General features: G+C 58.2%; 23 protein-coding genes. 10 read left to right on the top strand and 13 right to left on the bottom strand.

Going from position 1 to position 24,626, the window contains the following annotated elements:
• Positions 1–87 precede the first annotated feature (87 nt).
• From AB7D48_RS07555 to AB7D48_RS07540, 4 genes are all read left to right on the top strand, one after another.
• A complete protein-coding gene (locus AB7D48_RS07555) occupies positions 88–525 on the top strand; it encodes an MAPEG family protein (protein ID WP_427977237.1) in 438 nt (145 codons plus the stop codon).
• 79 nt (positions 526–604) lie between these two features.
• On the top strand, positions 605–1,291 hold the full coding sequence (locus AB7D48_RS07550; protein ID WP_427977235.1) for a metallophosphoesterase: 687 nt from the start codon (positions 605–607) through the stop codon (positions 1,289–1,291).
• Between the two features lie 2 nt (positions 1,292–1,293).
• Positions 1,294–2,703: a cryptochrome/photolyase family protein gene (locus tag AB7D48_RS07545; protein WP_427977233.1), complete on the top strand. Its 1,410-nt coding sequence runs from the start codon at positions 1,294–1,296 to the stop codon at positions 2,701–2,703.
• A 173-nt stretch (positions 2,704–2,876) separates the two neighbouring features.
• Positions 2,877–3,551: a metallophosphoesterase gene (locus AB7D48_RS07540; protein WP_427977231.1), complete on the top strand. Its 675-nt coding sequence runs from the start codon at positions 2,877–2,879 to the stop codon at positions 3,549–3,551.
• A gap of 11 nt (positions 3,552–3,562) precedes the next feature.
• On the opposite strand, the gene AB7D48_RS07535 is transcribed toward AB7D48_RS07540, so the two are convergent.
• Genes AB7D48_RS07535 through AB7D48_RS07520 form a run of 4 tightly spaced genes read right to left on the bottom strand, consistent with a single transcriptional unit; the run spans position 3,563 to position 8,177 of the window.
• On the bottom strand, positions 3,563–4,201 hold the full coding sequence (locus tag AB7D48_RS07535) for an MBL fold metallo-hydrolase (RefSeq protein WP_427977229.1): 639 nt from the start codon (positions 4,199–4,201) through the stop codon (positions 3,563–3,565).
• Positions 4,198–6,123, bottom strand: coding sequence for a threonine--tRNA ligase (thrS, locus tag AB7D48_RS07530; RefSeq protein ID WP_427977227.1), 1,926 nt, complete (start codon positions 6,121–6,123; stop codon positions 4,198–4,200). Before thrS ends, AB7D48_RS07535 begins: the two co-directional genes overlap by 4 nt.
• A gap of 36 nt (positions 6,124–6,159) precedes the next feature.
• Positions 6,160–7,041 (bottom strand): glycosyltransferase family 9 protein, encoded by an 882-nt coding sequence (locus AB7D48_RS07525; RefSeq protein ID WP_427977225.1) that lies wholly within the window; start codon positions 7,039–7,041, stop codon positions 6,160–6,162.
• The gene (locus tag AB7D48_RS07520) at positions 7,041–8,177 is read right to left on the bottom strand and encodes a glycosyltransferase family 4 protein (RefSeq protein ID WP_427977223.1); all 1,137 of its coding nucleotides are present in this window, start codon (positions 8,175–8,177) and stop codon (positions 7,041–7,043) included. Before AB7D48_RS07520 ends, AB7D48_RS07525 begins: the two co-directional genes overlap by 1 nt.
• A gap of 29 nt (positions 8,178–8,206) precedes the next feature.
• Here AB7D48_RS07520 and AB7D48_RS07515 point away from each other — a divergent pair, with 29 nt between their 5' ends.
• A complete protein-coding gene (locus AB7D48_RS07515) occupies positions 8,207–8,965 on the top strand; it encodes an alpha/beta hydrolase (protein WP_427977220.1) in 759 nt (252 codons plus the stop codon).
• Here the strand turns inward: AB7D48_RS07515 and AB7D48_RS07510 are convergent.
• Genes AB7D48_RS07510 through AB7D48_RS07500 form a run of 3 tightly spaced genes read right to left on the bottom strand, consistent with a single transcriptional unit; the run spans position 8,921 to position 10,952 of the window.
• A complete protein-coding gene (locus tag AB7D48_RS07510; protein WP_427977217.1) occupies positions 8,921–9,766 on the bottom strand; it encodes an SDR family oxidoreductase in 846 nt (281 codons plus the stop codon). The genes AB7D48_RS07515 and AB7D48_RS07510 overlap by 45 nt on opposite strands.
• On the bottom strand, positions 9,763–10,167 hold the full coding sequence (locus AB7D48_RS07505; RefSeq protein WP_427977214.1) for a DUF4260 domain-containing protein: 405 nt from the start codon (positions 10,165–10,167) through the stop codon (positions 9,763–9,765). Before AB7D48_RS07505 ends, AB7D48_RS07510 begins: the two co-directional genes overlap by 4 nt.
• Before the next feature lie 38 nt (positions 10,168–10,205).
• Positions 10,206–10,952, bottom strand: a complete 747-nt coding sequence (locus AB7D48_RS07500) for an orotate phosphoribosyltransferase (RefSeq protein WP_427977212.1) — start codon at positions 10,950–10,952, stop codon at positions 10,206–10,208.
• Between the two features lie 148 nt (positions 10,953–11,100).
• On the opposite strand from AB7D48_RS07500, the gene AB7D48_RS07495 reads away from it, so the two are divergent.
• Positions 11,101–12,312, top strand: coding sequence for an NADP-dependent isocitrate dehydrogenase (locus tag AB7D48_RS07495; RefSeq protein ID WP_427977209.1), 1,212 nt, complete (start codon positions 11,101–11,103; stop codon positions 12,310–12,312).
• A 35-nt stretch (positions 12,313–12,347) separates the two neighbouring features.
• Here AB7D48_RS07495 and AB7D48_RS07490 read toward each other — a convergent pair whose 3' ends face one another.
• Positions 12,348–13,181: a Stf0 family sulfotransferase gene (locus tag AB7D48_RS07490; protein WP_427977206.1), complete on the bottom strand. Its 834-nt coding sequence runs from the start codon at positions 13,179–13,181 to the stop codon at positions 12,348–12,350.
• 153 nt (positions 13,182–13,334) lie between these two features.
• Between AB7D48_RS07490 and AB7D48_RS07485 the strand changes: the two genes are divergently transcribed.
• On the top strand, positions 13,335–14,066 hold the full coding sequence (locus AB7D48_RS07485; RefSeq protein ID WP_427977204.1) for a glycosyltransferase: 732 nt from the start codon (positions 13,335–13,337) through the stop codon (positions 14,064–14,066).
• Here the strand turns inward: AB7D48_RS07485 and AB7D48_RS07480 are convergent.
• Both AB7D48_RS07480 and AB7D48_RS07475 read right to left on the bottom strand, forming a co-directional pair.
• Positions 14,046–15,023, bottom strand: coding sequence for a hypothetical protein (locus AB7D48_RS07480; RefSeq protein WP_427977201.1), 978 nt, complete (start codon positions 15,021–15,023; stop codon positions 14,046–14,048). The two genes, AB7D48_RS07485 and AB7D48_RS07480, sit on opposite strands and share 21 nt — an antisense overlap.
• Positions 15,024–15,095: 72 nt before the next feature.
• Positions 15,096–16,556, bottom strand: coding sequence for an efflux transporter outer membrane subunit (locus AB7D48_RS07475; RefSeq protein ID WP_427977198.1), 1,461 nt, complete (start codon positions 16,554–16,556; stop codon positions 15,096–15,098).
• Between the two features lie 561 nt (positions 16,557–17,117).
• Between AB7D48_RS07475 and AB7D48_RS07470 the strand changes: the two genes are divergently transcribed.
• Positions 17,118–17,660 (top strand): hypothetical protein, encoded by a 543-nt coding sequence (locus tag AB7D48_RS07470; protein ID WP_427977195.1) that lies wholly within the window; start codon positions 17,118–17,120, stop codon positions 17,658–17,660.
• Positions 17,661–17,673: 13 nt separating this feature from the next.
• Here the strand turns inward: AB7D48_RS07470 and AB7D48_RS07465 are convergent, their stop codons facing one another.
• The 3 genes from AB7D48_RS07465 to AB7D48_RS07455 all read right to left on the bottom strand — a co-directional run bounded on the left by AB7D48_RS07465 (position 17,674) and on the right by AB7D48_RS07455 (position 21,236).
• Positions 17,674–18,114 (bottom strand): RrF2 family transcriptional regulator, encoded by a 441-nt coding sequence (locus AB7D48_RS07465; RefSeq protein WP_427977192.1) that lies wholly within the window; start codon positions 18,112–18,114, stop codon positions 17,674–17,676.
• Between the two features lie 202 nt (positions 18,115–18,316).
• Positions 18,317–19,546 carry a Hint domain-containing protein gene (locus tag AB7D48_RS07460; RefSeq protein ID WP_427977190.1) on the bottom strand — a complete coding sequence of 410 codons (1,230 nt, stop codon included), beginning with the start codon at positions 19,544–19,546 and terminating at the stop codon, positions 18,317–18,319.
• Between the two features lie 112 nt (positions 19,547–19,658).
• Complete coding sequence (locus AB7D48_RS07455) at positions 19,659–21,236, bottom strand: NAD(P)/FAD-dependent oxidoreductase (RefSeq protein ID WP_427977434.1); 1,578 nt, start codon at positions 21,234–21,236, stop codon at positions 19,659–19,661.
• A gap of 146 nt (positions 21,237–21,382) precedes the next feature.
• Between AB7D48_RS07455 and AB7D48_RS07450 the strand changes: the two genes are divergently transcribed.
• Together AB7D48_RS07450 and AB7D48_RS07445 are read left to right on the top strand one after the other, a co-directional pair.
• Entirely contained in the window at positions 21,383–22,450 is a 1,068-nt protein-coding gene (locus AB7D48_RS07450) for a calcium:proton antiporter (protein ID WP_427977188.1), read from the top strand.
• 27 nt (positions 22,451–22,477) lie between these two features.
• Positions 22,478–24,613 carry a glycosyltransferase gene (locus AB7D48_RS07445; RefSeq protein WP_427977185.1) on the top strand — a complete coding sequence of 712 codons (2,136 nt, stop codon included), beginning with the start codon at positions 22,478–22,480 and terminating at the stop codon, positions 24,611–24,613.
• Positions 24,614–24,626 lie beyond the last annotated feature (13 nt).

Genomic DNA, 24,626 nt, shown 5'->3' with positions numbered 1-24,626 from the left:
CATTCCTTTATCGGCCGATTGCAGTATAAACATGGCCACGGAAAAATTGGAAAATGTTTCCAGCGGTTTTGAGTTTCATGGGCGAGTTTGATCGAGGCGCGATTGCCGGAGGTGAACATGGCGGGGTTTCACGGTCTGTTATTCATTTCGGGATTGCTCGGCCTGATCTTCATCGCATTGAGCGGAGAGGTTGTGCGCCTGCGTGTCGTCAAACACGTGCTCATTGGCGATGGCGCCGGGCAGGAAGGCATGGAAGCGTTGCGGGACGCCGTGCGGGCTCATGCGAATTTCGCGGAATATGTCCCGTTGATCTTGCTGCTGCTGGCGGCTGATTCCTATGCGGGAGCGGCGGCACGCTGGGTGGTTTGGCCGGGCGCGGTCCTGGTGCTGGCGCGTTTGGCCCATGCGGTGGGCATGCGCCTGCCCGCCCCCAACCCGTTGCGCGGCGGCGGCGCGGTTTTGACCTGGGCGGTGCTGCTGCTCGCCAGTGCCGAGGCACTTTATCTGGCCTGCCAGGCATCATGACTTCCTGGTAGGCCAGGGATCGGTTTCTTCTTGATTTTGCGCATGGCCCAACGGGTCAGAATGTGCTTTCTCATCCGTCATGACCGCTGCCCCAATTCATTTCCGCAATGAACGGCTGATGCTCGACCCTTCCGGCGCTGCGTTCTGGCCGGCGAAACGCGTGTTGATCGTCTCCGATCTGCCGGCCTCAAGCGCGCCACCCTCCCTCCGAGATGCATCGGCTTACAATACACGCGCGGCACTGGAGCGGTTGACAAGGCTGGTGCGGCTCTATCGCCCTTCCCGGTTGATCGCGCTCGGGAATGCGTTTTCCGCTGGCGGCGGACCTGTTTGTCTGACCAAGGACGAACGGGCCCGTCTCGAAGCCGTGGGACGGGAGGCGCAGATTATTTGGGTGGCTCAGGCACAATCCACGGTGGCATCCGATCTGCCTGGGCTCCGCGCCGAAGAACATCGCGAAGGACCGTTCGTGTTCAGGCATGAGGCGGTGCAGCGTCTGGGGGCGCGGGAAATTGAAATTTCCGGCCATTATCGGCCAAGGGCGAGCATCGACACACGCGGCAAACATGTCTCGCGCCCTTGTTTCGTGATGGATTCCCACCGGCTGGTTCTACCCGCCTTCGGCAATCCCCATGGCGGGTTGGACGTGCACGCCCCGGCCATCGCGCAGTTCTTTCCACATGGGCTGCGGGTGTTTCTCCTGGGGCAGGAACAGCTTTACGCCTTCGCGCTGGAGCAATTGGGGCGGCTCGCGGACGTCGCATAACCATGACAAGGCTTGTCTGGTTCAGAAATGATTTGAGGCTGGCCGACAACCCGGCTCTACACGCGGCGGCTCAGGGCAACGCGCCCTTGCTGCTGCTCTATATTCTGGATGAACGGACCGGCGCGGCGGGGCGTTGGTGGTTGCATCATTCATTGACCGCCCTGGCGCAAGATATTTCAGCGAAGGGTGGAATGTTGACACTGCGCCGGGGAGAGCCGGTGGAGATCATCGCCGAGCTGGTGCGAGAGCATGGCGTGACCGCCGTGCATGCCGCGCGCGCCTACGAACCTTTTTGGCGAAAAACGGACAGGGTGCTGGATGCGGCGTTGCGAGGGTTGGATTGTGGGTTACACCGCCATCTTTCCACCTCGCTTTTTCCTCCGGAGCAAATCACCACCAAGGCGGGCGGACCGTTCGGGGTATTCACACCTTTCGCAAGGGCCTGTCGGGAAGCCGGTGTGCGGGAAGGTTTCCTGCCGGCGCCGGAGAAACTGCACGGGCCGGAAACCCAAAGCGACAAGTTGGCCAATTGGTCCCTGCTGCCGCGCGAGCCTGACTGGGCGGGTGGGCTGCGCGCGCAATGGCACCCTGGCGAGGCGGGCGCCATGGCAAGGCTGGACGCGTTCCTGTCCGAGCCAGTGCGGGATTATGCCACGGCACGGGATATTCCGGCGCGCCATGGCACTTCCAGGCTGTCTCCTCATGCGCATTTCGGGGAGATTTCACCGCGTTTGGTCTGGCACCGGGCCCTCGCGGCGGGGCATGGCCAAGGGGTGGAGATTTTCCTGAAGGAACTGCTCTGGCGGGAATTCTCCCTCAACCTGCTGTGGCGGCATGAGGAGCTTCGCACCAGGCCGATCCGCGAGGAGTTCGAGACTTTCCCCTGGCGGGACAACCAAGCATATCTGGCCGCCTGGCAAAAAGGCCAAACGGGCATCCCCATCGTCGATGCCGGAATGCGTGAGCTTTGGCGGACAGGCTGGATGCATAACCGGGTGCGGATGATCTGCGCGTCCTATCTCGTGAAGCATCTCCTGATCCCTTGGCAAGCGGGAGAAAAATGGTTCTGGGACACACTGTGCGAGGCCGATGAGGCGGCCAATGGCGCCTCGTGGCAATGGGTCGCGGGCTGCGGGGCCGATGCCGCGCCTTATTTCCGTATCTTCAACCCCGTGCTGCAAGGACGGAAATTCGATCCGGATGGGGTGTATGTGCGGCGCTTCGTGCCGGAGCTAAAAAACCTGCCGGATGCGTATCTCCACTGTCCTTGGGAGGCCCCCCAGGCGGTATTGGCCGGTGCCGGAATCAGGCTCGGGCATGAGTATCCCGTCCCGCTGGTGCAGCCAGCCGATGGCAGGCAGGCGGCACTGGCCGCCTATGAGACATTGAAGGCGGCGCGACACACCGGTTAGCCCGCCCTTGCCAGGACACCGTCAGCATCCCATCTTTTAATTGTAATGGAATATGATGCCTTAGATCGCCATCGGCACGCTTTGGGCCAAATCAAAGAACGCGATCGCAATCGAGGAGGCAAGGCGTGATTGAGATTGGCCAATCACACCTTGGCATGCCAGGAGGGACGCGCATGATCCCCGCAGGCGTGCCGCTTCGGATTCTCGGTGACGTGCATGGAGATTCCAAGGGACTTGCCGCGGCGGCGGAAACCGACCGATTTCTGATTCAGCTTGGCGATTTGGTCGATGACGGGCCAGATACCCCCGGGGCGTTGCGCATCATGTTCCGGCTGCTGGATGAAAAGCGCGGTTTATTCCTGCTGGGAAATCATGATTTCAAGCTGGCGAGGGCCTTGCGCGGCGACCGGGTGCGCGGTGAGCCAACCGCCAGGACAATGGAAATTTTGCCCGGCGACATGCAGGCACGCACGCGGGCGGAAATCATGGCCGCGCCCGTTTGGCTGCATAGCGGGGCGTTTTTTTTCGTGCATGGCGGATTTCATCCGGCAATGCTGGAGCAACCCCCTGGCCCTTTCCCCGCCGGACGACCAGAGCCCCTGTGGGCGCGCGCGCTTTATGGGCAGACCAGCGGCCGGGTGACGGGAGCGGGTAAACCAGAACGGCTTTTGCGCTGGGTGGATGACATCCCCGCCGGGATGACCGCCTATGTGGGGCATGACCAGCGCTCGACCGATGGAAGACCTTATGTGCGCCATGGCCGTAAGGGCGGCACGGCGGTGTTCCTGGATACAGGAGCGGGCAAGGGCGGGCATCTCTCCTGGGTGGATATAGCCCCCCTGCCCTGAAATTGCCTGGATCAGCCCTGCAGGAACGGGTTGGTTCCGCGCTCCTGGCCGATTGTGGAGCCCGGCCCATGACCGCAGGAAAAGCTGAAATCGTCCGGCAGCACCAAAAGCTCGCGCTCGATGGATGCGATAAGCTGCGCATGATCGCCATAATCGCCCAGATCGGTGCGGCCGATGGAACCGCGAAACAGCACATCACCCACAAAACCAAAATTCAGCGATCGGGAGAGAAACACCATATGGCCCGGCGTATGGCCGGGGCAATGGCGAACCTCGAATGCCACACCGCCGAGACTGATGGTATCGCCATGATGAAGCCAGCGGTCGGGGTGGCAGTCGCGGGCTTGCAGCCCGTAACGCGCGCCTGAGAGGGCCAACTCATCCAGCAGAAATTTATCCTCGATGCCGGGACCGACGATGCGGACATCCAACGCCTCGGATAGTTGCGCGGCACCGCCCGCATGATCGATATGACCATGGGTAAGGATAATTTCAGTGATCGAAAGACCAAGCTTGTCGATCTGCTCCTGAATATAAGGCACATCGCCGCCCGGATCGATCACCGCGCCGATCTTGGTTTCATCGTCCCACACCAGCGCGCAATTCTGCTGGAAGGCGGTAACGGGGATGATGCCGATTTTGAAGCTCATGAACGAAGATCTGGGGCGGCGGCCTCAGCTTTCAACAGGGCAATGGCCTCGTCCAATAAGAGGATTTCCTGCGCGGCACCGCCCAAGCGGCGCAGGGCGACCTTGCGGTCTTCAGCCTCCTTGCGGCCGACCACGAGAATGTTCGGCACATGTGCCAGCGAATGTTCGCGGATTTTCGCCTGGATCTTCTGGTTGGAGGTATCCAGCTCCACGGCGAGGCCGGCGGCGCGTAGGGCATCCGCCACCTCGCTGGCATAGTCATCGGCATCCGAGACGATGGTGGTGACCACCGCCTGCACCGGAGCCAGCCAGAGCGGGAAACGTCCCGCATATTGCTCGATGAGAATGCCCAGGAAGCGTTCAAAGCTGCCGATGATGGCGCGGTGGAGCATCACCGGACGGGCGCGGCCACTTTCTGAGGTGACATATTCAGCATCCAGCCGCTCGGGCAGCACGAAATCCACCTGGATGGTGCCGCACTGCCAATCGCGCCCGATGGCATCGCGCAGCACGAATTCCAGCTTGGGGCCGTAGAAGGCGCCCTCGCCGGGATTCAGCGTGTAGGTCACGCCCGCCTTTTCACAGGCTTCCTTCAGGGCCGCCTCGGCCCGGTCCCACACTTCGTCGGCGCCTGCGCGGACTTCCGGGCGGTCCGAAAATTTAACGGTGAAGCTCTCGAACCCGAAATCCTTATAGACACTCTCGAGCAGTGCCACGAAACGCACGGTCTCGTCGGCGATTTGCCCTTCGGTACAGAAGATATGCGCGTCGTCCTGCGTGAAGGCGCGCACGCGCATGATGCCGTGCAGCGCGCCGGAGGGCTCGTAGCGGTGGCAGGAGCCGAACTCGGCCATGCGGATCGGCAATTCCTTATAAGAGCGCAGGCCCTGGTTGAAGATCTGTACATGGCAGGGGCAATTCATCGGCTTGAGGGCGAGCATGGTGGCTTCCTCCTCGACCTCGGCGATGAACATGTTCTTGCGGTATTTGTCCCAGTGGCCGGACATTTCCCATAGCTTGCGATCCACCAGTTGCGGGGTGCGGACTTCTTCATAGCCGCCTTCCTCCTGGCGGCGGCGGATATAGGCTTCCACCGTGCGGTAAAGCTTCCAGCCTTTCGGATGCCAGAAGATGGAGCCCACGGCTTCTTCCTGAATATGGAAGAGGTCCATGGCCTTGCCGATCTTGCGGTGGTCGCGGCGTTCGGCTTCCTCCAACTGGTGGAGATAGGCGTCCAGCTCCTTATTGTCGCGCCAGGCGGTGCCGTAAATGCGCGACAGCATTGGGTTCTTGGCATCGCCGCGCCAATAGGCGCCGGCGGTCTTCATGAGCTTGAAGCCGGAGCCGATATCGCCCGTGCCGCGCATATGCGGGCCACGGCAGAGATCCAGCCACTCACCCTGGCGGTAGATGGTGATGGTTTCGCTGTCCGGCAGGTCGCGGATCAGCTCGGCCTTGAAGCGCTCGCCCTTGGCCTCGAAGAATTTGATCGCCTCTTCGCGGTCCCATTCCTCGCGGATGAAATTGGCGTTGCGGGCAATGATTTCGCGCATCTTGCCCTCAATGGCCGGGAGGTCGGCGGGGGTGAAGGGCTCGTTGCGGTAGAAATCGTAATAGAAGCCGTTCTCGATGGAAGGGCCGATGGTGACCTGGGTGCCGGGGTAAAGCTCCTGCACGGCCTCGGCCAGCACATGGGCGGCGTCGTGGCGAATCATCTCCAGCGCGGCATCGTCCTTGCGGGTGATGAATTTCACCGATGAATCCTCGGCGATCTCGCGGGAGAGGTCCATCTGCTTGCCGTTGACCTCCATGGCCAGGGCGGCGCGGGCCAAGCCCGGGCCAATGGCGGCGGCGATGGTGGTGCCAGTCACCGCGCCCTCGAACGAACGAACGGAACCGTCGGGCAGGGTGATGGCGGGCATAAGCGTCTTCCTAAAGCAATGAAAAGTCGGGCGGCGTTATGGCAGGTGGGCCAGCACTTGCGCAACCGGCAGCTCTTGCAGGGTTGGCGCGCGCAGAATGACCGGCCAGCCGCCATCCGGATAGCGGGGCGCGGTGCGGGCGGGCTCCGACGCGGCGGAGAAGAGGGAGATGCAGGGAACGCCCAGTGCGGCGGCAAGGTGCATGGGACCAGTGTCGTTGCCAATGGCCAGGGTGGCGCCACGGAAAACCGAGGCGAGTTGGAAGAAGTCGGTCTTGCCGGTAAGGTCGATGCCGCCGATGAGGTCCGCCAGATGGGTTTCGCCGGCGGTGCCGACGATGACGGCGGGATGTTGCAAAGACTGTGCGATTTCCCGGAATTTCTCCGCCGGAAAGCGCTTTTCAGGGCGGTGCGGCGCCGCGCCGGGCACGAGAATGACATAGCGGGGAGGAAGCCGCAGGCCAGAAATATCACCGCTGAGCCATGAAAGATCAGGTGGCGGCAAGGGGGCCGGCAAATTGGCAAGACCAAGCTGCTGCTCCAATCGCTCGCGGCTGTGCAATGTTCCCCGGTTCGCGGCATCGGGAAAGGCGCAGCCGCGTGCGATGCCAGACCAGGGGGGGCGCCCCGCCAAGGAGAAATAACGGCTGGAACGGCCCGAGGTTTGCAAATCATAGACCATGCCAAAGCCGGAGAGCTGGCGTTTCAGGCGTAAAAGGCCGGGCAGGTTCCACCAATCCGGTTTTTCGTCGATCTCGATTTTGTCGAACCAGGGGCTGGCACCCAGCAGCCCCGCATAGGCCCGGGTGGTGAGGAGGGTGATCTCGTCTCGCCTGTGATGTTCGCGGATGGCGGCGAAGGCGGCAAAGCTCAGCACAATGTCGCCAAAGGCACCATGGCGGATGACCAGCACGCGCATCAGCCAAGCAACTCCGCATAAAGCTGCAGATAGCGCGTCTGCATCGCCTCCAGGGAAAAACGTGCCCCGACCTCCTCTCGCGCATGCGCGCCGAAGGCGAGCCGCAGGTCCGCATCGCCTTCCAGAATGGCGTCAAAAATCGCGGCCAGGGCCGTGTCGTCACCGGGAGGAAAGAGAAAACCGCTGACATTGGGCTCGATGGTTTCATGCGCGCCGCCATGACCAGCGGCGACGACGATCTTACCCATGGCCTGCGCCTCGATGATGGTGCGCCCGAACGCTTCCGGCTCTGTCGAACAATTTACCACAATATCAGCAAGTTTTAGGGCCGCAGGCATATCCTCCACATGACCGGCGAGGCGCAACCGGCCACCGACGCCGAGCCGTTCGGCCAAGGCCAACAACTCTTCGGTATATTTATGGCGGCCTTGGTCTGAGCCGATGAGGATGCCAACGGCTTCACCATGCCGCATTTTTGCCAAGGCGTGGATAAAAAGGCGCTGGCCTTTCCAACTCGTGAGCCGGGCGGGGAGCAAAATAGCGGGGGCACCATTTTCAATTCGCCAGTCCTTGGCCAGCCGCACGGCGCGATCACCACGCACGGCTTCCGGGTCGAATTTTTTCAAATCCACACCATTATGGATGACGCGAATTTTTTCAAAATCAATATTATATCTTGCCTTAATCAGATCGGCTATGAAGTTACTGACCGCGACCACCCGATCTCCGGCCGCCATGACCTGATTATAACGCTTCTTCAAGCGACTGCTTTCGCCATAAGTGCCGTGATAGGTGGTGACGAAGAAAACCCCCTCCGACTTGGCGGCGCGATAAGCGGACCAAGCCGGGGCGCGGGAATGCGCATGCACGAGGTCCACTTGGTTTTCTTTAAGAATAAGCTTTAGTTTTTTTGTGTTTTTCCATATTTTTAAAGGATTTTTTGTAGATAGATCGAGATGAATCAACTCGACTCCAGCGCGGGCGGCCAAGGGAGAGAGGTGGCCATCCTCGGCGGCGATGATAGAACGATGCCCAGCCAGGCGGACGGCTTCGGCGATTTCGATGGCGACCCGCTCCGCCCCTCCGGCGTCGAGTTTGGGCAATACCTGGAGAATCGTTCTGGGCCGGTCGATCATGGCCTGCGCGCTACCAGGGTTGGGAGTTCATGACTATGCCGTTTGCGACACGCCTGCCAGGAATCGATCTGGCCTACGAGTTTCTGGAGGGCAAGGGCCCGGTGGTCATGTTCTGCCCTGGCTATGCCTCGGACATGGAAGGCACCAAGGCGTTGGCGCTGAAAGCATGGTGCCAGGCGCGCGGGCGGGCGATGTTGCGCTTTGACTATGCCGGGCATGGAAAATCTGGCGGGGTGTTTACCGAGAACGGCATCGGCGACTGGGCGGCGGATGCGGCTTTCATATTGGAGCGGATGGCGCCGGGGCGAGAATTGCTGCTGGTGGGCTCTTCCATGGGCGGGTGGATCTCGCTGCTGCTGGGGCCGAAGCTGGGGGCGAGGTTGAAGGGAATGGTGCTGCTGGCGCCGGCACCGGATTTCACCGCCACCATGCTGTCCCAGGAACTGCCGCCAGAGCTGAAGGAAGAGGTTCGGAACAAGGGGGTAATCTACCGGCCTTCGCAATATGGTGGCGATCCCCTGCCCTTTTCCCTGGCGCTGGTGGAACGCAGCGCGGCGTTTCTGGTGATGACCGGTGAAATCGCCGTGACCTGCCCCGTGCGGATTTTGCACGGCATGAAGGACGCCGATGTGCCCTGGACGCAGAGCCTGAAACTGGTGGAGCATCTGGCCAGCGAGGATGTCATGCTGACCTACATCAAGACGGGCGACCACCGGCTTTCCACGCCGGAGGACTTGGCGTTGCTAAGTGGAACCGTTGGCGCGCTCCTCGGCGAGAATGGCGGCTAGTCCTTCACGGTAGGTGGGGTAACGCCAGACCAACCCCAGAGCGGATTTGGTTTTTCGCGCCGAGACCTTGCGATTTTCCGCCCAGAAGCTGAGCGCCATGGGAGACATGCGCTTGGCGGCTTGTTCATAGGGCATGGGCGGAGGTGGAGCGACGCCAAGCAGACGGGCGGCTTCCCGCACCACATCCGAGGCGGCGGCGGGTTCGTCATCGACTAAATTGAAGATGCCTGTCGCCTTCCGATCGAGTGCCGCGCAGACGGCCTGGGCAATATCGTCCCGGTGGATACGGCCGAAGAGATGGCCCGGCTTGAGCACATGGCGCCCCTGCCCTGCCCGCAAATCGTCCAGCATGGAGCGACCAGGGCCGTAAATGCCAGCCAGACGGAAAATGGCGAGTGGCTTGCCGAGGGACGCCCACCCATGCTCGGCGGCGATACGTCGCCTGGTGCGCTCGGAACCTGGAGTGGGTTGACTATCCTCATCCACCCAGGCGCCCTGGGCATCGCCGTAGACACCGGTGGTGGAGAGATAGCCGAGCCAGCCCAGATTTGCGGATGCGATCAATGCATGGCGGTAAAGGCGCAAGACCGGGTCGCCCGTTTCATCCGGCGCGGCGGTGGAAATGACATGGCTGGCGGCGGCCAATGCCTCTTGCGCCCGCGTGAAGGGAATAAGCGTAACGCCAGGCTCGGGGTTTGCTTCACCGCGCGTGGTGGCGCTGACTTGCCAGCCCGCCGCCTGGGCGGTGCGAGCGATGGCGCGCCCTGAATAGCCCAAACCAAAGATGAGCAGATGCCTCATGTTCCCCGCCCGATGCGGCCAAGATGCGTGTCTTGAAAGCCAGTGGCGTATTTTAGCCCATAACCCAGCATTCTGTCGAAACCGATATGGGCGAACCAGATGGCGGCCAGGGCAAGGGCGGTATGGTTGCCGGCCAATTCCCCCACACCACCCAGGATGAAGGGTGGCAGGGTGGTATGGGCGAAGTTATAGGCGATGGCACCCAGGCGAACCCCGGCGAAGTAAAAGAGCATGGACAGGTCGGGTGCCAGAAACAGCACAAGATACCACAACCAGCCCAGGCCAAAAGAGGCATAAAACCAGCTTGCGGCCAGGAGCAGCACCGCGCCTTCCAGGCGCAGGAGCCAGAGCGGCGCACCGTGAAGTGGCAAGGCGCGGAAAGTCTGTGCGGCGGAAGGCATGGCGTAATATTACGCCATTGCCCCGCTACATAAAGAGGCTAGCTTTTCTTGCCGAGTTTATAATCCAGAGCTTCCCGCGCGGTGGCCACGCCACCATGAGCGGCGGACCAAGCCATGGGATTTTCCAGGAATTTACGCACGCCCGCCAGCGCGGCATCGGAGAAATAAGAGTGAGATTTGGCGGCTTCCAGAACATCCCACCACGTGCAGAGGTGATGCAGCGAGATATTCATGCTTTCCAGCGTCTCAAAGGAGCCGGGGAAGACACCGTAGAAGAACACCACGAACGTGTGATTGCAGATTGCCCCCGCCTCGCGCAGCGCGTTGCAGAACTGGATCTTGGAGCCACCATCCGTGGTGAGATCTTCCACCAACAGGGTGTTCAGCCCTTCGGGCACGTCGCCTTCGATGAGGGCATTTCGGCCAAATCCCTTGGGTTTCTTGCGGACATAGGCCATGGGAGCGTGCATGCGCTCGGCGATCCAGGCGGCGAAGGGAATGCCCGCCGTCTCGCCGCCGGCCACGGCCTGGATGGTCTCATAACCGATATGGCGGCTGATCTTCTCCACCGCGAGATCGCAGATCTTGGCGCGGGCGCGGGGGAAATAGATGATCTTGCGGCAATCGATATAGACCGGGGATTTCCAGCCGGAGGTGAGCGTATAGGGCTCTTCCGGCCGGAAATTGACGGCCTTGATCTCCAGCAGCAGCTTGGCCGTGGTCAAGGCGGCATCCCGGTCCCAGTCGCTCGCCCAGTCGATTTTCGCGGCAATGCGCCCGCTCATGTTCCCCTCGCTTTACAGAATTGCGTCTTCCGCCCCTCCTAGCCCCTGCGGCGGCGCCCGTCCATGCGCTGGGCCGCGCCGGGCCAGGGTTGTATGGCGTGGCGGTGATGGTATTGGATGGGAACTGCATGGAGTAAAGAGAGTAGAAATGGCCAAAATCAAGGTAAAAAACCCGGTCGTGGAAATGGACGGCGACGAGATGACCCGCATCATCTGGGGGTTCATCAAAGAGAAGCTGATTCTGCCCTATCTCGACATCGACCTGAAATATTATGACCTTGGGATCGAGTATCGTGACCAGACCGACGACCAGGTGACAGTGGACGCCGCCAACGCCACCAAGAAATATGGCGTGGCCGTGAAGTGCGCCACCATCACCCCGGACGAGGCGCGGGTGCAGGAATTCAACCTGAAGAAGATGTGGAAGAGCCCGAACGGCACCATCCGCAATATCGTGGACGGCACCATTTTCCGCGAGCCGATCATCTGCAAGAACGTGCCCCGCCTGGTGCCGCATTGGACCCAGCCGATTGTCGTGGGCCGCCACGCCTTTGGCGATATCTACCGCGCCACCGACTATAAGGTGCCGGGCCCTGGCAAGCTGCAACTGGTGTTCACGCCAGAAGGCGGTGAGGCCGTGAGCATGGATGTTCACGACTTCAAGGGGGCGGGCGTCGCCATGGGCATGTTCAACACCGTGGCCTCCATCAAGGGTTTCGCCCGGGCGAGCTTCAATTATGGCCTGGCCAGGAACTACCCGGTGTATCTCTCCACCAAGAACACCATCCTGAAGGCTTATGACGGCGTGTTCAAGGATACGTTCGAGCGGGTTTTCGAGAGCGAGTTCAAGGAGAAGTTCCAGAAGGCGGGGCTGACCTATGAGCACAGGCTGATCGACGACATGGTGGCCTGCGCCCTGAAATGGAGCGGCGGCTATGTGTGGGCCTGCAAGAATTACGATGGCGACGTGCAGTCCGACATCGTGGCGCAGGGTTTTGGCTCGCTGGGGCTGATGACCTCGGTGCTGCTGAACCCGGATGGCTCTGTGGTTGAGTCCGAGGCCGCGCACGGCACTGTGACCCGCCATTACCGCGAACACCAGAAGGGCCGCCCGACCTCGACCAACCCGATTGCCTCCATCTTCGCCTGGACGCGCGGGTTGATCTATCGCGGCCGGTTCGACGGAACGCAGGATGTGGTGGACTTCGCCGAAACGCTGGAACGGGTGTGCGTGGAGACGGTGGAAGCCGGCTACATGACCAAGGATTTGGCCCTGCTGATCGACAAGAACGCCCCCTGGATGACCACTCAGGAATTCTTGGACAAGCTGGACGCGAATTTGAAAGTGGCGATGGGGTAAAAAGTAAGGCCGGCAATTTATTTTGCCGGCCTTACTTAAATGGCAATATCCTTCGGGGGTAATTTCCGAACTAGGCGAGAATCCTCAAATTCAGCTATGCTTGAAGCTCTTTCTGCGCGAAAACGCTGTTCGGTCTCGTCATTCCAACAGTCGCCAACCTTTTGCAACTCGGTGGCGATTAAAGTTTCAATCTCTTTTTGCTGGTCTTTTAAGCCTAAGCGATCAAAGAAGAGTTCTAGCGTAGTCTCTCGATTTTTAACCATGGTTTCATAGCGCAAATTGTCGAAGATAATTCCTCGTTTACCAAGAAGTTTGATATTTGCGTTCTCTTGCAGATGAAGATGCATGAGCCACCTATTAATATGGTCAGCATCGTAGGGAGGAACAGTTGGGGCGGCATTATCCGTTGAGTGATAACGTCCCGAACTCACGGCTCGATAAAGAGAAACGGCCTGAGCAACGATATTTTCTCTCCATAAATTAAAAAAAACGGTATTCTCTCCAAAGGTTTTAAAAAAAACATCCTCACCAAAAAGTTCGATATCGATATGACGCACCTCCATGCCGAACACGCCATTTGGAGATTTACGACGACATTGGAGCAATTCCAGAAACGGAGCGGGTTCTTTTGTATTAAGCGAACGAGCAACACCAAGAACAAAATCCGGGTTAATAAACTCCTCGGGCGTCCCTAATAACTTTGTTCCAGAAAGCACATTAGTTAGCCAAGTGCTACCCGAACGGGCAGTGAACATGATGATGTATTTACGTGACGGGGGATTCGTAGCTGCAAGTTCACGGATAAAGGCTCCCTTGTCGACAGACAGGTCGCGCACTATATTAACAAACTTCAAGCTATCTATCGACATCCGAACTATGCCCCAAATCTTCTATATCTTATGGCAATCTTTTTATATGCATGCCTGTATATTTATGCTAGCCTCAAGGTGAAGTAATTTGTCGCTTGTTCCGCAAACTGTTGTAACGCAAGAATTAAGGCGTTACCTTTAAAAAGATACCCTATGCTCTTCACTTACTGGACACATCCAGCTATTCTGGAGCCACCTTCTGCCAAAGCGTGGACCGATCTATATCCTGATTTTCGTGTTTTTTCTGATCAAGATGTTCTTAAAATCATAGAAACAGAAGAGGAACGAAGATTATATAATTCGATTCGCTTGCCCGCTGCAAAGTCAGATTTGGCACGTTTGCTTCTGTTGCGGCAGTATGGTGGCCTCTACGTTGATGCTCACACTGGCCCTGCAAAGGCTGAAAGGCTTGCGGCTACCCTGGAATACCTATCTGCATATGAGGTTTTACTTTTCGGGAAAAAATGGCAAGTCAAACTTCCGACAGACTTCAATCTTATGAATACTGTTATTGGATCTAGAAAATCATCCGCTTTGCTAGGCGTTATTATTAACAAGATATATTTCAACCTTTACCGGCAAAGAGCACAGGAATATGAAAGAAAATCATATGTCTCTTATGGCTTGCACTCTTTGACAGGTACAGGTGTTTTTGTTCAAGCTTTTTTTGACACATCATCTCCTCCGCCTCGCCTTAAATCAGAACACCGAGACCAAATTGGGATAGTGATGCTAGAAAACAACTCAAGCCATGGTTTTAACATATATCAATATTATGGTTACCGCGAACCTGGGCAACACTGGAGTGAACGCCAAAAGTCAGAACGGTTGTTTATGGCGCCTGGCGATTTAAGCTCGACTTCATCATTGGTATCGGCAAGCTAGAAGACGCAAATTACTCCACGTACTCTTAAGAGTAACGTTTCCCCAAATAGCTTGCCCAACATAAAAACCTGTGACACTCCAATGGAGTAGATTTTTATCCATATCCATCGGTCCGTTCCGTATTGCCACAATTAATCGTGGCAGAAGATTTATATTTAAATGACGCTCCTCTTGACCTGACATCAAGGTTCCATCAACTAGATTCAAAAAATCATTTACACCGTATGGATTTCTTCTAGCGTAGTAATTTTGCGAAGTTGGTGTGGCTGAACAGTTGTTTGTTCCCTTGATTGAGTGTTGTCTACATAACTTATCTAATATTATCTTGTAAAATAATGTCTGCTTACGAGGATGACTATCGCTTGTTAGAATAATACCTATTATTGCACTACCTTGGTTTACTTCGCATCCTTTTCCGACTCCAGAAACCCCTTCCGATAAAAAAATGTTAGCTTCAACCGTTAGTGTATTGAAACTCGATAATGCTAACGAAGCTCCTCTTTTTTGGTTCATTGCAAGAACACTTGGGTAATGAAGATCGCCCCTATTGGCACTTAAAAACAAATCAGACTCTCTGGGCCTACCCGCGAAAGTCATGCATGGGAGGACAGAGCCGTCTTGCCAGAGAGTAACAGACCTATGCTTGGAAGAGCCTAACACCCTAACCTCAGCCTCTCTTGAAGAAGCAACCCACTCTATACCTTTATCTGTCGTGAAATGCTGAAATGCTGAAAGTTGGCCTCCTGGTATATTCCATTGTGCAATCGACCAGTTAGGTGAAGGACCCATTTGTCCATAAACGTATGGCCCTCCCGGAGGCGGTGGATCCGGTGGTTGTAAAATCCCAATGTTTTCGATAGGAGAAAGCAATGAATCTTGATAGACTTTAGCCTTAGCTACGCTAAAGAAACTTATTCCAACCAAAAATTTCAAAGCTATTTTTGTTTCTAACTTCACCCTTCTCTTCCATCAAGGACACCAATACGAAATCAAGCCAAATCGTATAAAAACTGATTACTACGTAATATCCTAGTATCTTCCTTCCCATCCCCCACCAAGCGCCTGGTAGAGCGTGACTAAATCCGTGCCCAGCTTCTCAAGCGACTGCGCCTGGTTCTGCTGCGCGGCGAGGTAGGCCTGCTGGGCGGTCAGCACTGTCAGATAATCGACCAAGCCCTGCTTGTACTGATCCTCCGCCAAGCCGAGGGCAATTCCGCTTTGCCGCACATCGGTTTGCAGAGCCTGCTGGGTTGCGTGTTCCTGGGTATAGTTCACCAGGGCCGTATTGACCTGGGTGAAGGCGGTCAGCGCCGTCTTGGCGTAGCTGATGGCGGCTTCCTTTTGCTGGGCTTCGCGCAGATTCAATTGGCCATGCAATTGTCCGCCCTCGAAAATGGGGATCGTCACGGTCGGGCCGAGACCATAGGTGATCGACTTCCATTCGTTCAGATTGCTGAATTGCATGGCTTCCAGGGAAGCCGAAGCGGTCAACGTGACATCCGGGAAGAAAGCGGCCTTGGCCACGCCGATCTCGGCGGTGGCGGCGTGCAGCTTATCCAGTGCCTCGCGCATATCCGGCCGGCGGGTCAACAGGCTGGAAGGCAGGCCCACGGGCACGGTTGGTGGGGTCAGCGGCACGGGCACGGGGGTCAGCAGGTCTTGCGGCAAGCCCTGCGGCGTTTGCCCGAGCAACAGACCGATCTGGCCGATCAGCGCATCGCGCTGGGCGATGAGCCTGGGAATTTCCGAGGAGATCTGCGCCGCAGTGGCCTTGGCGTTGGCGACATCCAGCGAGGTGGTCAGCCCCGCCTGCTGGCGCTCAACCGTGAGCTGCACGAGCTGATTGGCGGATTCCAGGTTTTTCTGGGTAATGCCCAGAACGGCCTGCGTGCCGCGAAGCTGGATATAGTTGGTGGCCACCGCCGCTTCGACATTCAGCAGCGCGGCGCGGCGCGCCTCCTCCGAAGCCTTGGCATTCGCCACGGCGGCTTCCACGGCACGGCGGTTCTTGCCCCAGAGATCGAGGTCGAACATCGTCTGCAACCCGTATTGGTACAGGTTGTATGGTTCCGTCACAACGGGAAAGGCCGCGCCAAACATGCCGGTGGGGCTGTTGTCGCTGACCTTGTTCCGGGAATAGGCGGCATTTCCTTCCAGATTCGGGTAGAGCTTGGCCCCCTCGATCTGGGCTTGCGCCTCGGACTCAAGCAGGCGCTGCGTGGCGATCTGCAAATCGAGATTCTGCTTGACCGCCATGGTCTCCAGCTTGGTCAGCAGTGGATCGTCAAAGCTGTTCCACCATTGCGGATCCACCGCGTCGCCGGACACATAAGGCGCGTGACCCGTGGGAGAATCATCCAGATAAGCGCTGGGTACCGCGGTACGGGGTGCGGTGAAATTCGGCCCCACCATGCAACCAGACAAAGCCGTGAGCAGCCCAAGAGACAGGGCCGAGCCCATAAGGCCATGGCGCAGGCGAATAAATGTCACGATCCTCAAACTCCCTGTTCCGCCACGAGACGGCAATTGCACAAGACAGAACCATGCGCCGTATCACCATGGCAAGCGCCTGTGCGACACGAAACAAGCCCGAGTAACTGATGAAACCCCTTATTTCTTGCCTCATGGCGATGTTTGGCACCACGCTCAAAGCATAGAGGCTGCCATTCGGCACTATGCGCCACATATACTTGCATTAGGCGTGGCCCATCTCCATTTGACTGGGGCATTTCCTCCCCCCCTAAACTAAAGAAAAAGATAGGGACAAAAAACCAGGGCGGACGGGTCATTTTTATTATCAATACATTAAAGCGCAATGGAGCGGGTTTTCTTGAAAGGGTTCAGGAGAAATAAATTAAAAAAATGATAAAAAAGCCTTGCATCCGATTCGTTTTTAGCCAGTATTCAACCTTAGGTTTAGTATTGAAACCCAGGAGTATCTAGATGGTTGGCTTCACGTCGATGGATGCGCTCGTTCGCCAAAAGTTGCGGACTTGGCCACAGCATCCACCGGGCCTTGCGGATCACGATATGGGGGCCTCCGGCGCATGGATGCGCGCACGCCCCGGCGCACCACAGGATCCTGACCAACCTTATCTGAAACTGCCCGGTTCCAACCGCCTGCGTACAAATCCGGATGGGTTATGGTTCTGTTTCGGAGGAACCCAGGCTGATCCATTCGTGGATATATTCGCCATCGAAGCCTGCGGTTCATACCAAAACCTTCTGGACAAACGGTCGCGCTTCGCGCCTTCCATGCATTCAATGCTGGCGGTTTGTTCGGTCAACTGGCTGCTGCAACCGGTCTCTCTCACCAACTCCATGCCACGCTGGCATTATACCGGACTATTAGGCCGCCCGCCTGTGTCGCCATTGGCGTTGCCCGTGCGCGACATTCGGGTGATGTACGCGTTGCGCCCCCGGCATTACGCCAATTTCGCCTCAAGCCAGATCCCGCACGCCCATGAATTCTTCGCGCCTGTCGAAGCCATTATAGGGCCCGACGGATGGCATCATCCACATCTGCGCGCCTTTATTGCCCGCACGTCTCCCCGCGCCAATTTTTTTGATTATCCGGGCGTCTCGGCGGCATAGCCGGCTTTGCCGCTTAAGCCGCAACCTCAGCCGGCATTTTTCCGTCGGCAAGGGCCTTGGCGAGCGAGGTGCCATCCAGCTCATTGGCGATGGCATCCCTCACCCGGCGCATCACCTTGCGGATTTCGCAGCTTTGCTCGTCCCGGCATTCGTCGCAACGGCGGTAATAATTCACCGACACACAGGCCAACGGCGCCAGCGCGCCATCCATGATGCGAATAACTTGGCCGAAAGTAATGAGATCCGCCGGCTTCGCCAGGGCATAGCCGCCTCCCCTGCCCCGGCGCGAGCGCACGAGCCCATTTCGGTTCAATTCCAGCAAAATAGCTTCCAGGAACTTCTTGGGAAGATTTTCCCGCTCCGCGATTTCGGAAACGAGAAGAAGCCTTTCATTGTTTTCCCTGGCAAGAACCATCAGCGCCTGTAGGGCATATTTACATTTTTGTGACAGCATGAACATGCTCCTCAGCCGTGCCAACTTGCCATATTTATCTACAATACATATTTCTGATAGGAAATACGCAGGATAAAGCAAGACATATTATTAACCCTATATGGTTACAAGAAAACATCGTCTCGGCTTTGCCTCGCACCTGCAACAAAAAGCCGCCCCGAAGGGCGGCGGATGACGAGTTGATGATAGTTTGGAACGAATGTCAGGCCGCTTGGCGGCCTCTACCGCCAGCGGCACGCGCCAGCAGGCGGGCGCGCAACCGCTCGGGAACCTGACGGGCCGCCTTGGCGCGCGGCAACTCCATCTCAGCCATCTGGCCCTGGTCTGGATGCGTCTTCCAATTATCGAAATTCGCACGGCTTGCATGATCCAGGAACGTTTCCGCGGCCACCCCTTCCGCGAGGATCAGATCATGCTCGTCCAACTCAACGTGATAATAGGTAAAAACCGCCGGCATCGTGGCTTCCCGGGTAATGTTTGCCCCGTTCACCAGCGCCGCCGCATTGATGAGCAACCCATCCACCAACAACGCATGTTCAGGGGAGAGCAACAGATCACGGACGGGCAATCCCTCCTCCAAAGCGCCGGCCGCCACCCTCACCGGGTAGGATTTCAACTTGTCCGTGAAGCGCGAGGCAACCTTGCGTACCCCCATCCAGCGTACCGGTTTTGCCTGCCCCGCCGCCGTAAGCACCAGATCGCCCGGCCGCAGCGTCTCGACGGCGCGTGTGCCCGTGGGAGTGGCAAGCAACGTGCCTTCCAGGAAGCAAAGCGGCGTCGACCCGTCGTAAGGCGTCACCGGCGAGGGAGTACCCGACGTGCCGGAGGGCGTGGCGGTGGCATAGGTGAGGTTGGCGAACTCAAACCCGCCCGTGTCGCTGGAAGCCACCACGGAGGTAAAACCGGCGGAAATGCTGACCGAAACATAATGGGTGCTGTCATTATCTTCCGCGACGCTATAAGTGCCGGCGTCGGAACCGCTCTCGATCGTGGTCACGAGGTTCGTGCCATCGTAGGAAATCGTGGCAACAAGCGTGGTCCCATTATAGAAACTCAATGTGTTACCGTCGTTCATCGAACCCCAGAGCAACCCGAAATATTCCTGAGTATCGTTGAAGCTGATGGTGACATCGTTATTCGGCTCAGCCACCAGATAATCATTGGTAATGGAGTTGGTGGCATCGTTGGTGCCATTCTTTGATGGCGCCCAGCTATTGTCGGTATACCCACGCGCCACGCCTGCCTCGACAGAAGTGTCGGTTTCGTTGAAACTGATCGACCCACCCACGCCAGCTGATCCGCCAAAGGTCAGGGTATCGGTTGTGATCAGGGAGTTGTCGCTACCGTCTTCACCAAAAAGAATTTCATAAGTGCCATCGAGCTGGGGGATTAACATACCAGCCGCGTAGACAGTTGTTGGTGAGGTGGCCATCGAATCGCTCTCCTTGCTTCAACTTGCTCGCATTTAAAATTTTTTTAACTTGATGTAATAATCAAGTAAATGAGACAAGTTCAAAACTTTTAGTGATCGCGGCTTGTGAACCTTATAGTCGGGCGGTCAAGCTTGCCGCCACCGCTTCGGCGACCTTGATACCATCCACACCAGCGGACAAAATCCCTCCCGCATAGCCAGCCCCTTCCCCGGCTGGATAGAGCCCCTTCACGTTGAGAGAACAGAAATCCTTGCCACGGGTAATGCGCACGGGTGAGGAAGTCCGGGTTTCCACGCCGGTCAAAATCGCATCGGGCCGGTCAAACCCTTTGATCTGCCTGCCGAAAGCTGGCAAGGCCTCCCGAATGGCGGCAATGACGTAATCCGGCAAGGTGGGGGCTAGATCGGTAAGATGAACGCCTGGTTTGTACGAGGGCAGCACGTCACCGAACTCCCGTGAGGCCTGGCCGGCGATAAAATCGCCCACCAACTGTCCAGGGGCTTTGTAGCCGCCGCCCCCCGCCGTGAAGGCGGCACTTTCCCAGCGGCGCTGAAACTCAACCCCCGCCAGCACACCGCCTGGATAATCGGACGGAGTAATGCCAACCACGATTCCGGCATTGGCGTTACGCTCGGCCCTGGAATATTGGCTCATGCCGTTTGTCACCACCCGTTCAGGCTCCGAAGTGGCGGCAACCACGGTGCCGCCAGGGCACATGCAGAAGCTGTAAACAGCCCGGTCATTTTGGGCATGATGCACGAGCTTATAGTCGGCGGCTCCCAGAATGGGATGCCCGGCAAAACCGCCAAAGCGGTATCTGTCGATCATGCCCTGCGGATGTTCGATGCGGAATCCGATCGAGAAGGGCTTGGCCTCCATGAACACGCCGCGCTCATACAGACGCGCGAACGTATCGCGCGCAGAGTGGCCGATGGCGAGAACAACATGCGAAGCCTCAATTCGTTCGCCATCCTCCAGGGTCACGGCTTGGATCCGGGCGTCGCGTATATCGAAATCATCGACCTTGGCGCCAAACCGATACTCCCCTCCCAGAGCGGTCACCTTCCGGCGGATCGCTTCGACCATGGAGACCAGACGGAACGTGCCGATATGCGGCTTGGCGATGTAAAGGATTTCCTCTGGCGCCCCAGCCTCGACAAACTCCTCCATCACCTTGCGGCCAAGGTGACGCGGATCCTTGATCTGAGAATAGAGTTTGCCATCGGAGAATGTCCCAGCCCCTCCCTCGCCGAACTGGACATTGGACGTGGGGTCCAACTCTCCGCGACGCCAGAGCCCCCATGTATCCTTGGTACGGCTGCGCACCACCTTGCCACGCTCAAGAATAATTGGACAAAGGCCGGCTTCCGCCAGGATCAGCGCCGCTAGAATGCCGCACGGGCCCGTACCGATAACGACCGGGCGTTGCCGTGGAGGCCGAGCGGCCTTGGCCGGAGCGGCATAGCCCATATCCGGCGTGGGGCTGCCCTTGAGCGTGTCCACCGCCAGCACGGCATCGATGGTGTAAACCAGCATGATCTGGGATTTCTTGCGTGCATCCCAGGCGCGACGGTGCACATGCCAGGAGACGATGGCCTGCTCCGGCACGCCAAACCCAGCCGCGATGGCGGTCTTCAGCGCGGCCTCGTCATGGTCGAGCGGCAAGCGGAGTTCGGTCAGGCGGCGCATTGGATCGGACATGTCTGGTTTGGGCTCTACCCCGTCATGCGCGCCGCGCCAATCCATGGTTTGCCATCAAATTAAGATAGGCCAGTGATTGACCTTGAACGCGAGATCGGGTTTCGAGGAACTATCTATTTGCCGGAGCCGCGCGCGTGAGACTCTTTCCCTGGTGGAGTTTGTGTTTTCCCCTGCTGGCCCTGCTGCTGCTGGGTGCCAACAGTGCCTTGCATTTCAACGGCCCTGCCCTGCTGCTGCTGATTTTCGCGTTGGGCGGCACGGTTTTTTCAGCCGTGCATTACGCAGAAGTCATCGCTCATAAGGTCGGCGAACCGTTTGGCACGCTGGTTCTCGCTGTTGCGGTGACGGTCATCGAGGTGGCGTTGATCGTCTCCGTGCTGATTTCCGATGGGGCCGAGAATGGCGCCGTGGCGCGGGATACGATCTTTTCAGCGATCATGATCGTTTGCACCGGCGTCGTCGGATTATGCGTTGCCGTGGGGGCCGGACGGCATATGGAGCAGGGGCTGAATGTCAAAGGCTCGGCGGGCGCGCTCAGCGTGCTGATGGCGCTTTCGGTGCTCACACTGGTATTGCCGGATTTCACCGCCAGCCCCGGCCCGACCTTCAACATCCACCAGCTTGAATTCGTCGGCGTGGTGTCCCTGGTGCTGTATGCCATTTTCGTCTTTGTGCAGACCGTGCGGCACCGCGATTATTTTCTGACGGAAAACAGCGGGAGCGAGGCGCATCATCCCCCGCCACCGACGGGGCAAGCCCTGGCGGCTTTAGGCGTGCTGATTTTGTGCCTCGTGGCTGTCGTGGCCTTGGCGAAATCCTTGTCGCCGACGGTGGAGGCCTTTGTTGAACAATCCGGCGCGCCAAAATCAGTCGTGGGGTTGGTCATCGCGGGGTTCGTGCTGCTGCCGGAAAGCCTCGCGGCCTTGCGCGCGGCCCTGCGCGATAAGTTGCAAACCAGCCTGAATCTAGCTTTTGGCTCCGTTATCGCCAGCATCGGCCTGACCATCCCCGTGGTCGCCGCCGTCTCCATCTGGATGGGAAGGCCCTTGACGCTTGGTCTGGACCAGAAGGAGATCGTGCTATTGGTCCTGACTTTGTTGTTGAGCATGATGACCGTCCAAACCGGACGAACCACCATTCTGCAAGGTGCCCTGCATCTGACTGTTTTCGCGGTGTTCCTGTTCTTCGCCGTCGTGCCCTGAAGCCCCGGCTCTTTTGAGGCGATGGCCGTGAAACTGGTGATCGATCTACGTTGCCTGCAGGACCGGCAATATTATGAACGGGGCATCGGCAATCATACGCGCAGCCTGCTGCGCCACGCCCCGGCGGGCTGGGTGGGAATTTTCGATCCCTGCCTGTCCCCCTTGCCGAATGAAGTCGCCCAGCTAGCGGGAGCGCTTTCACCGCATGCTTACGTGCCGGGGGCTGAAATATTCCTGAACCCCTCGCCTTTCTCCGCCGATCAGAATTTTTGCGCCCGGTTGTTGACCGATTCACGCGTGAAAAAGGCGGCTTGTGTTTATGACTTTATTCCGTTCGACCAACCTGAACGTTATCTGTCCTCTCCCGTGGCTAAGCTTGAATATCTAGCTTCCCTGGTCTGGCTGAAACGCTACGATTTATTTTTGCCGATCTCGGTGCCGACCGACGCAAGGTTGCGGGAATTACTCGGAACAGTGGAAAGCGTGGTCACCGGTGTGGGGCTGCCGCCTTTTCCCGCCATGCCAGCCGCCGCCAGCCCGCGCCATATTCTGATGGTGGGCGGAGACGATCCACGCAAAAACCCGGACGTGCTGCTGCGCGCTCATGCCCATAGCCCGGTCTTGCGCCCATACCCGCTGGTGATCACCGGATCCTACAATGCCGAGGTTTCAGCGCGGATGCGCGACATGACGCGAGTAGAATTGCCGGGGCGCGTGAGCAATGCGCAAATGGCCTCGCTTTATGCCAACGCGCTCATGGTGGTGACCCCCTCGCGGGCCGAGGGATTCTCAATGCCGGTGATGGAGGCATGCCGGGCGGGCGTACCGTCCCTGGCCTCGGATATCCCCGCGCACAGGGCTCTATTGCCGAAAGACTTCCTGTTTGGAACTGATGACGAAACGGCTCTGGCAAATTTGCTGGAAGATGTTCTGACCCGACGGGCCGAAGTCACGGCCACGCAAGCTGAACTGGCCGCGCCTTTCACTGAAGCCTCCGTCGCTGCCCGGGTATTCTCCGCCCTGTCGGCCAAACCAAGCCGGCAGGGGCAGACACGCCAACCGAAAATCGCGGTGCTCACCCCCCTGCCCCCAGCGCATAGCGGCGTGGCGGATCATTCCGCTGCCTTGCTCAAGGAACTACGCAAACTGGCTTCGGTCGACAGCTTCTCCACCGCGCCATTTTCGCCACTTGCCATACAGGATGGACAATACGACGCCGTGCTCTGCGTCATCGGCAATTCACCGCTGCATGAAGAGATTTACGATCTTTGCGTGCGCCATGGCGCGGCGGCGCTGTGCCATGATTCGCGTCTGCTGGGGCTGGCGACCGCCCAGGGCATGGAGACCGCCATTGCGATAGCCTCGGCGGAGTTGGGGCGGAATGTCAGCGCGACGGACATCCAAAGCTGGGCCTTGGACGAAACCAAACGTGAGGCGAGTTTTCTGGGCCCCTTGGCACGGGCGGCCAGGCCTCTGATCTTTCACGCGCCACAACCCGCCGCGCTATGCCGAGAACGTTTCAGCGCGGATGCGCGGTTTCTCCCTTTCCCGATGATGCGCCAGCACAAGCCGGTGACATTGGCTGAACGCCAGATGGCGCGGGAAAAACTTCAAGTCGAAGCCGATGAAAAGCTGATCCTGTCATTCGGGTTCCTCGTGCCAGGCAAGGCGATCGCAGAGGCGTTATCGGCCCTTGCCTTGCTCAAATCGCAACATCCACGAGCACGACTGGTCTTTGCGGGAGAAGCCGGAATGGAGCTCGCGGCGCTGCGGCCACAGGCAAAGGCTCTAGGGGTGACTTTGGGCACGGGATTTTTGAGCGAAACGGATTATCGCGCCTGGGCGGCGGCGGCGGATGCCGGGCTACAATTGCGCACAGGGCAAAGCGGTGCGATTTCGGCGGCATTGCAGGATTGCATCGGCACGGGGCTGCCGAGCGTGGCAAGCCGGGACCTTGCTGAAAACATCAATGCTCCCGCCTATGTGGAGCGGGTGGCGGACAATCCCGACCCATGTGAAATCGCGTTCGCCCTGGGTAAAACCCTAGCCACCCCCAGGGATACGGAGGAAGCCAGAACAGCATATTGTGCCGCTCACTCCATGACAGCCTATGCGGCACGGTTGCTGGAGATGCTGCTTTCTTCAGCCACCTCCTACCTTTAAGTGAAGTTTCCAT

This window comes from Acidocella sp. (assembly GCF_050253495.1).
Taxonomy (GTDB): Bacteria; Pseudomonadota; Alphaproteobacteria; order Acetobacterales; family Acetobacteraceae; genus Acidocella.
This window is presented reverse-complemented; position numbering and strand designations above follow the sequence as displayed.

Excerpts from the sequence above, each read along its gene's own strand:
- AB7D48_RS07490 (WP_427977206.1), bottom strand. The coding sequence starts at position 13,181 with ATGTCGATAGATAGCTTGAAGTTTGTTAATATAGTGCGCGACCTGTCT.
- AB7D48_RS07545 (WP_427977233.1), top strand. The coding sequence starts at position 1,294 with ATGACAAGGCTTGTCTGGTTCAGAAATGATTTGAGGCTGGCCGACAAC.
- thrS (WP_427977227.1), bottom strand. The coding sequence starts at position 6,123 with ATGCCCGCCATCACCCTGCCCGACGGTTCCGTTCGTTCGTTCGAGGGC.
- AB7D48_RS07460 (WP_427977190.1), bottom strand. The coding sequence starts at position 19,546 with ATGGCCACCTCACCAACAACTGTCTACGCGGCTGGTATGTTAATCCCC.
- AB7D48_RS07510 (WP_427977217.1), bottom strand. The coding sequence starts at position 9,766 with ATGAGGCATCTGCTCATCTTTGGTTTGGGCTATTCAGGGCGCGCCATC.
- AB7D48_RS07550 (WP_427977235.1), top strand. The coding sequence starts at position 605 with ATGACCGCTGCCCCAATTCATTTCCGCAATGAACGGCTGATGCTCGAC.
- AB7D48_RS07470 (WP_427977195.1), top strand. The coding sequence starts at position 17,118 with ATGCGCGCACGCCCCGGCGCACCACAGGATCCTGACCAACCTTATCTG.
- AB7D48_RS07455 (WP_427977434.1), bottom strand. The coding sequence starts at position 21,236 with ATGCGCCGCCTGACCGAACTCCGCTTGCCGCTCGACCATGACGAGGCC.
- AB7D48_RS07520 (WP_427977223.1), bottom strand. The coding sequence starts at position 8,177 with ATGATCGACCGGCCCAGAACGATTCTCCAGGTATTGCCCAAACTCGAC.
- AB7D48_RS07500 (WP_427977212.1), bottom strand. The coding sequence starts at position 10,952 with ATGAGCGGGCGCATTGCCGCGAAAATCGACTGGGCGAGCGACTGGGAC.
- AB7D48_RS07505 (WP_427977214.1), bottom strand. The coding sequence starts at position 10,167 with ATGCCTTCCGCCGCACAGACTTTCCGCGCCTTGCCACTTCACGGTGCG.
- AB7D48_RS07535 (WP_427977229.1), bottom strand. The coding sequence starts at position 4,201 with ATGAGCTTCAAAATCGGCATCATCCCCGTTACCGCCTTCCAGCAGAAT.
- AB7D48_RS07540 (WP_427977231.1), top strand. The coding sequence starts at position 2,877 with ATGATCCCCGCAGGCGTGCCGCTTCGGATTCTCGGTGACGTGCATGGA.
- AB7D48_RS07485 (WP_427977204.1), top strand. The coding sequence starts at position 13,335 with ATGCTCTTCACTTACTGGACACATCCAGCTATTCTGGAGCCACCTTCT.
- AB7D48_RS07525 (WP_427977225.1), bottom strand. The coding sequence starts at position 7,041 with ATGCGCGTGCTGGTCATCCGCCATGGTGCCTTTGGCGACATTGTGCTG.
- AB7D48_RS07515 (WP_427977220.1), top strand. The coding sequence starts at position 8,207 with ATGACTATGCCGTTTGCGACACGCCTGCCAGGAATCGATCTGGCCTAC.
- AB7D48_RS07465 (WP_427977192.1), bottom strand. The coding sequence starts at position 18,114 with ATGCTGTCACAAAAATGTAAATATGCCCTACAGGCGCTGATGGTTCTT.
- AB7D48_RS07495 (WP_427977209.1), top strand. The coding sequence starts at position 11,101 with ATGGCCAAAATCAAGGTAAAAAACCCGGTCGTGGAAATGGACGGCGAC.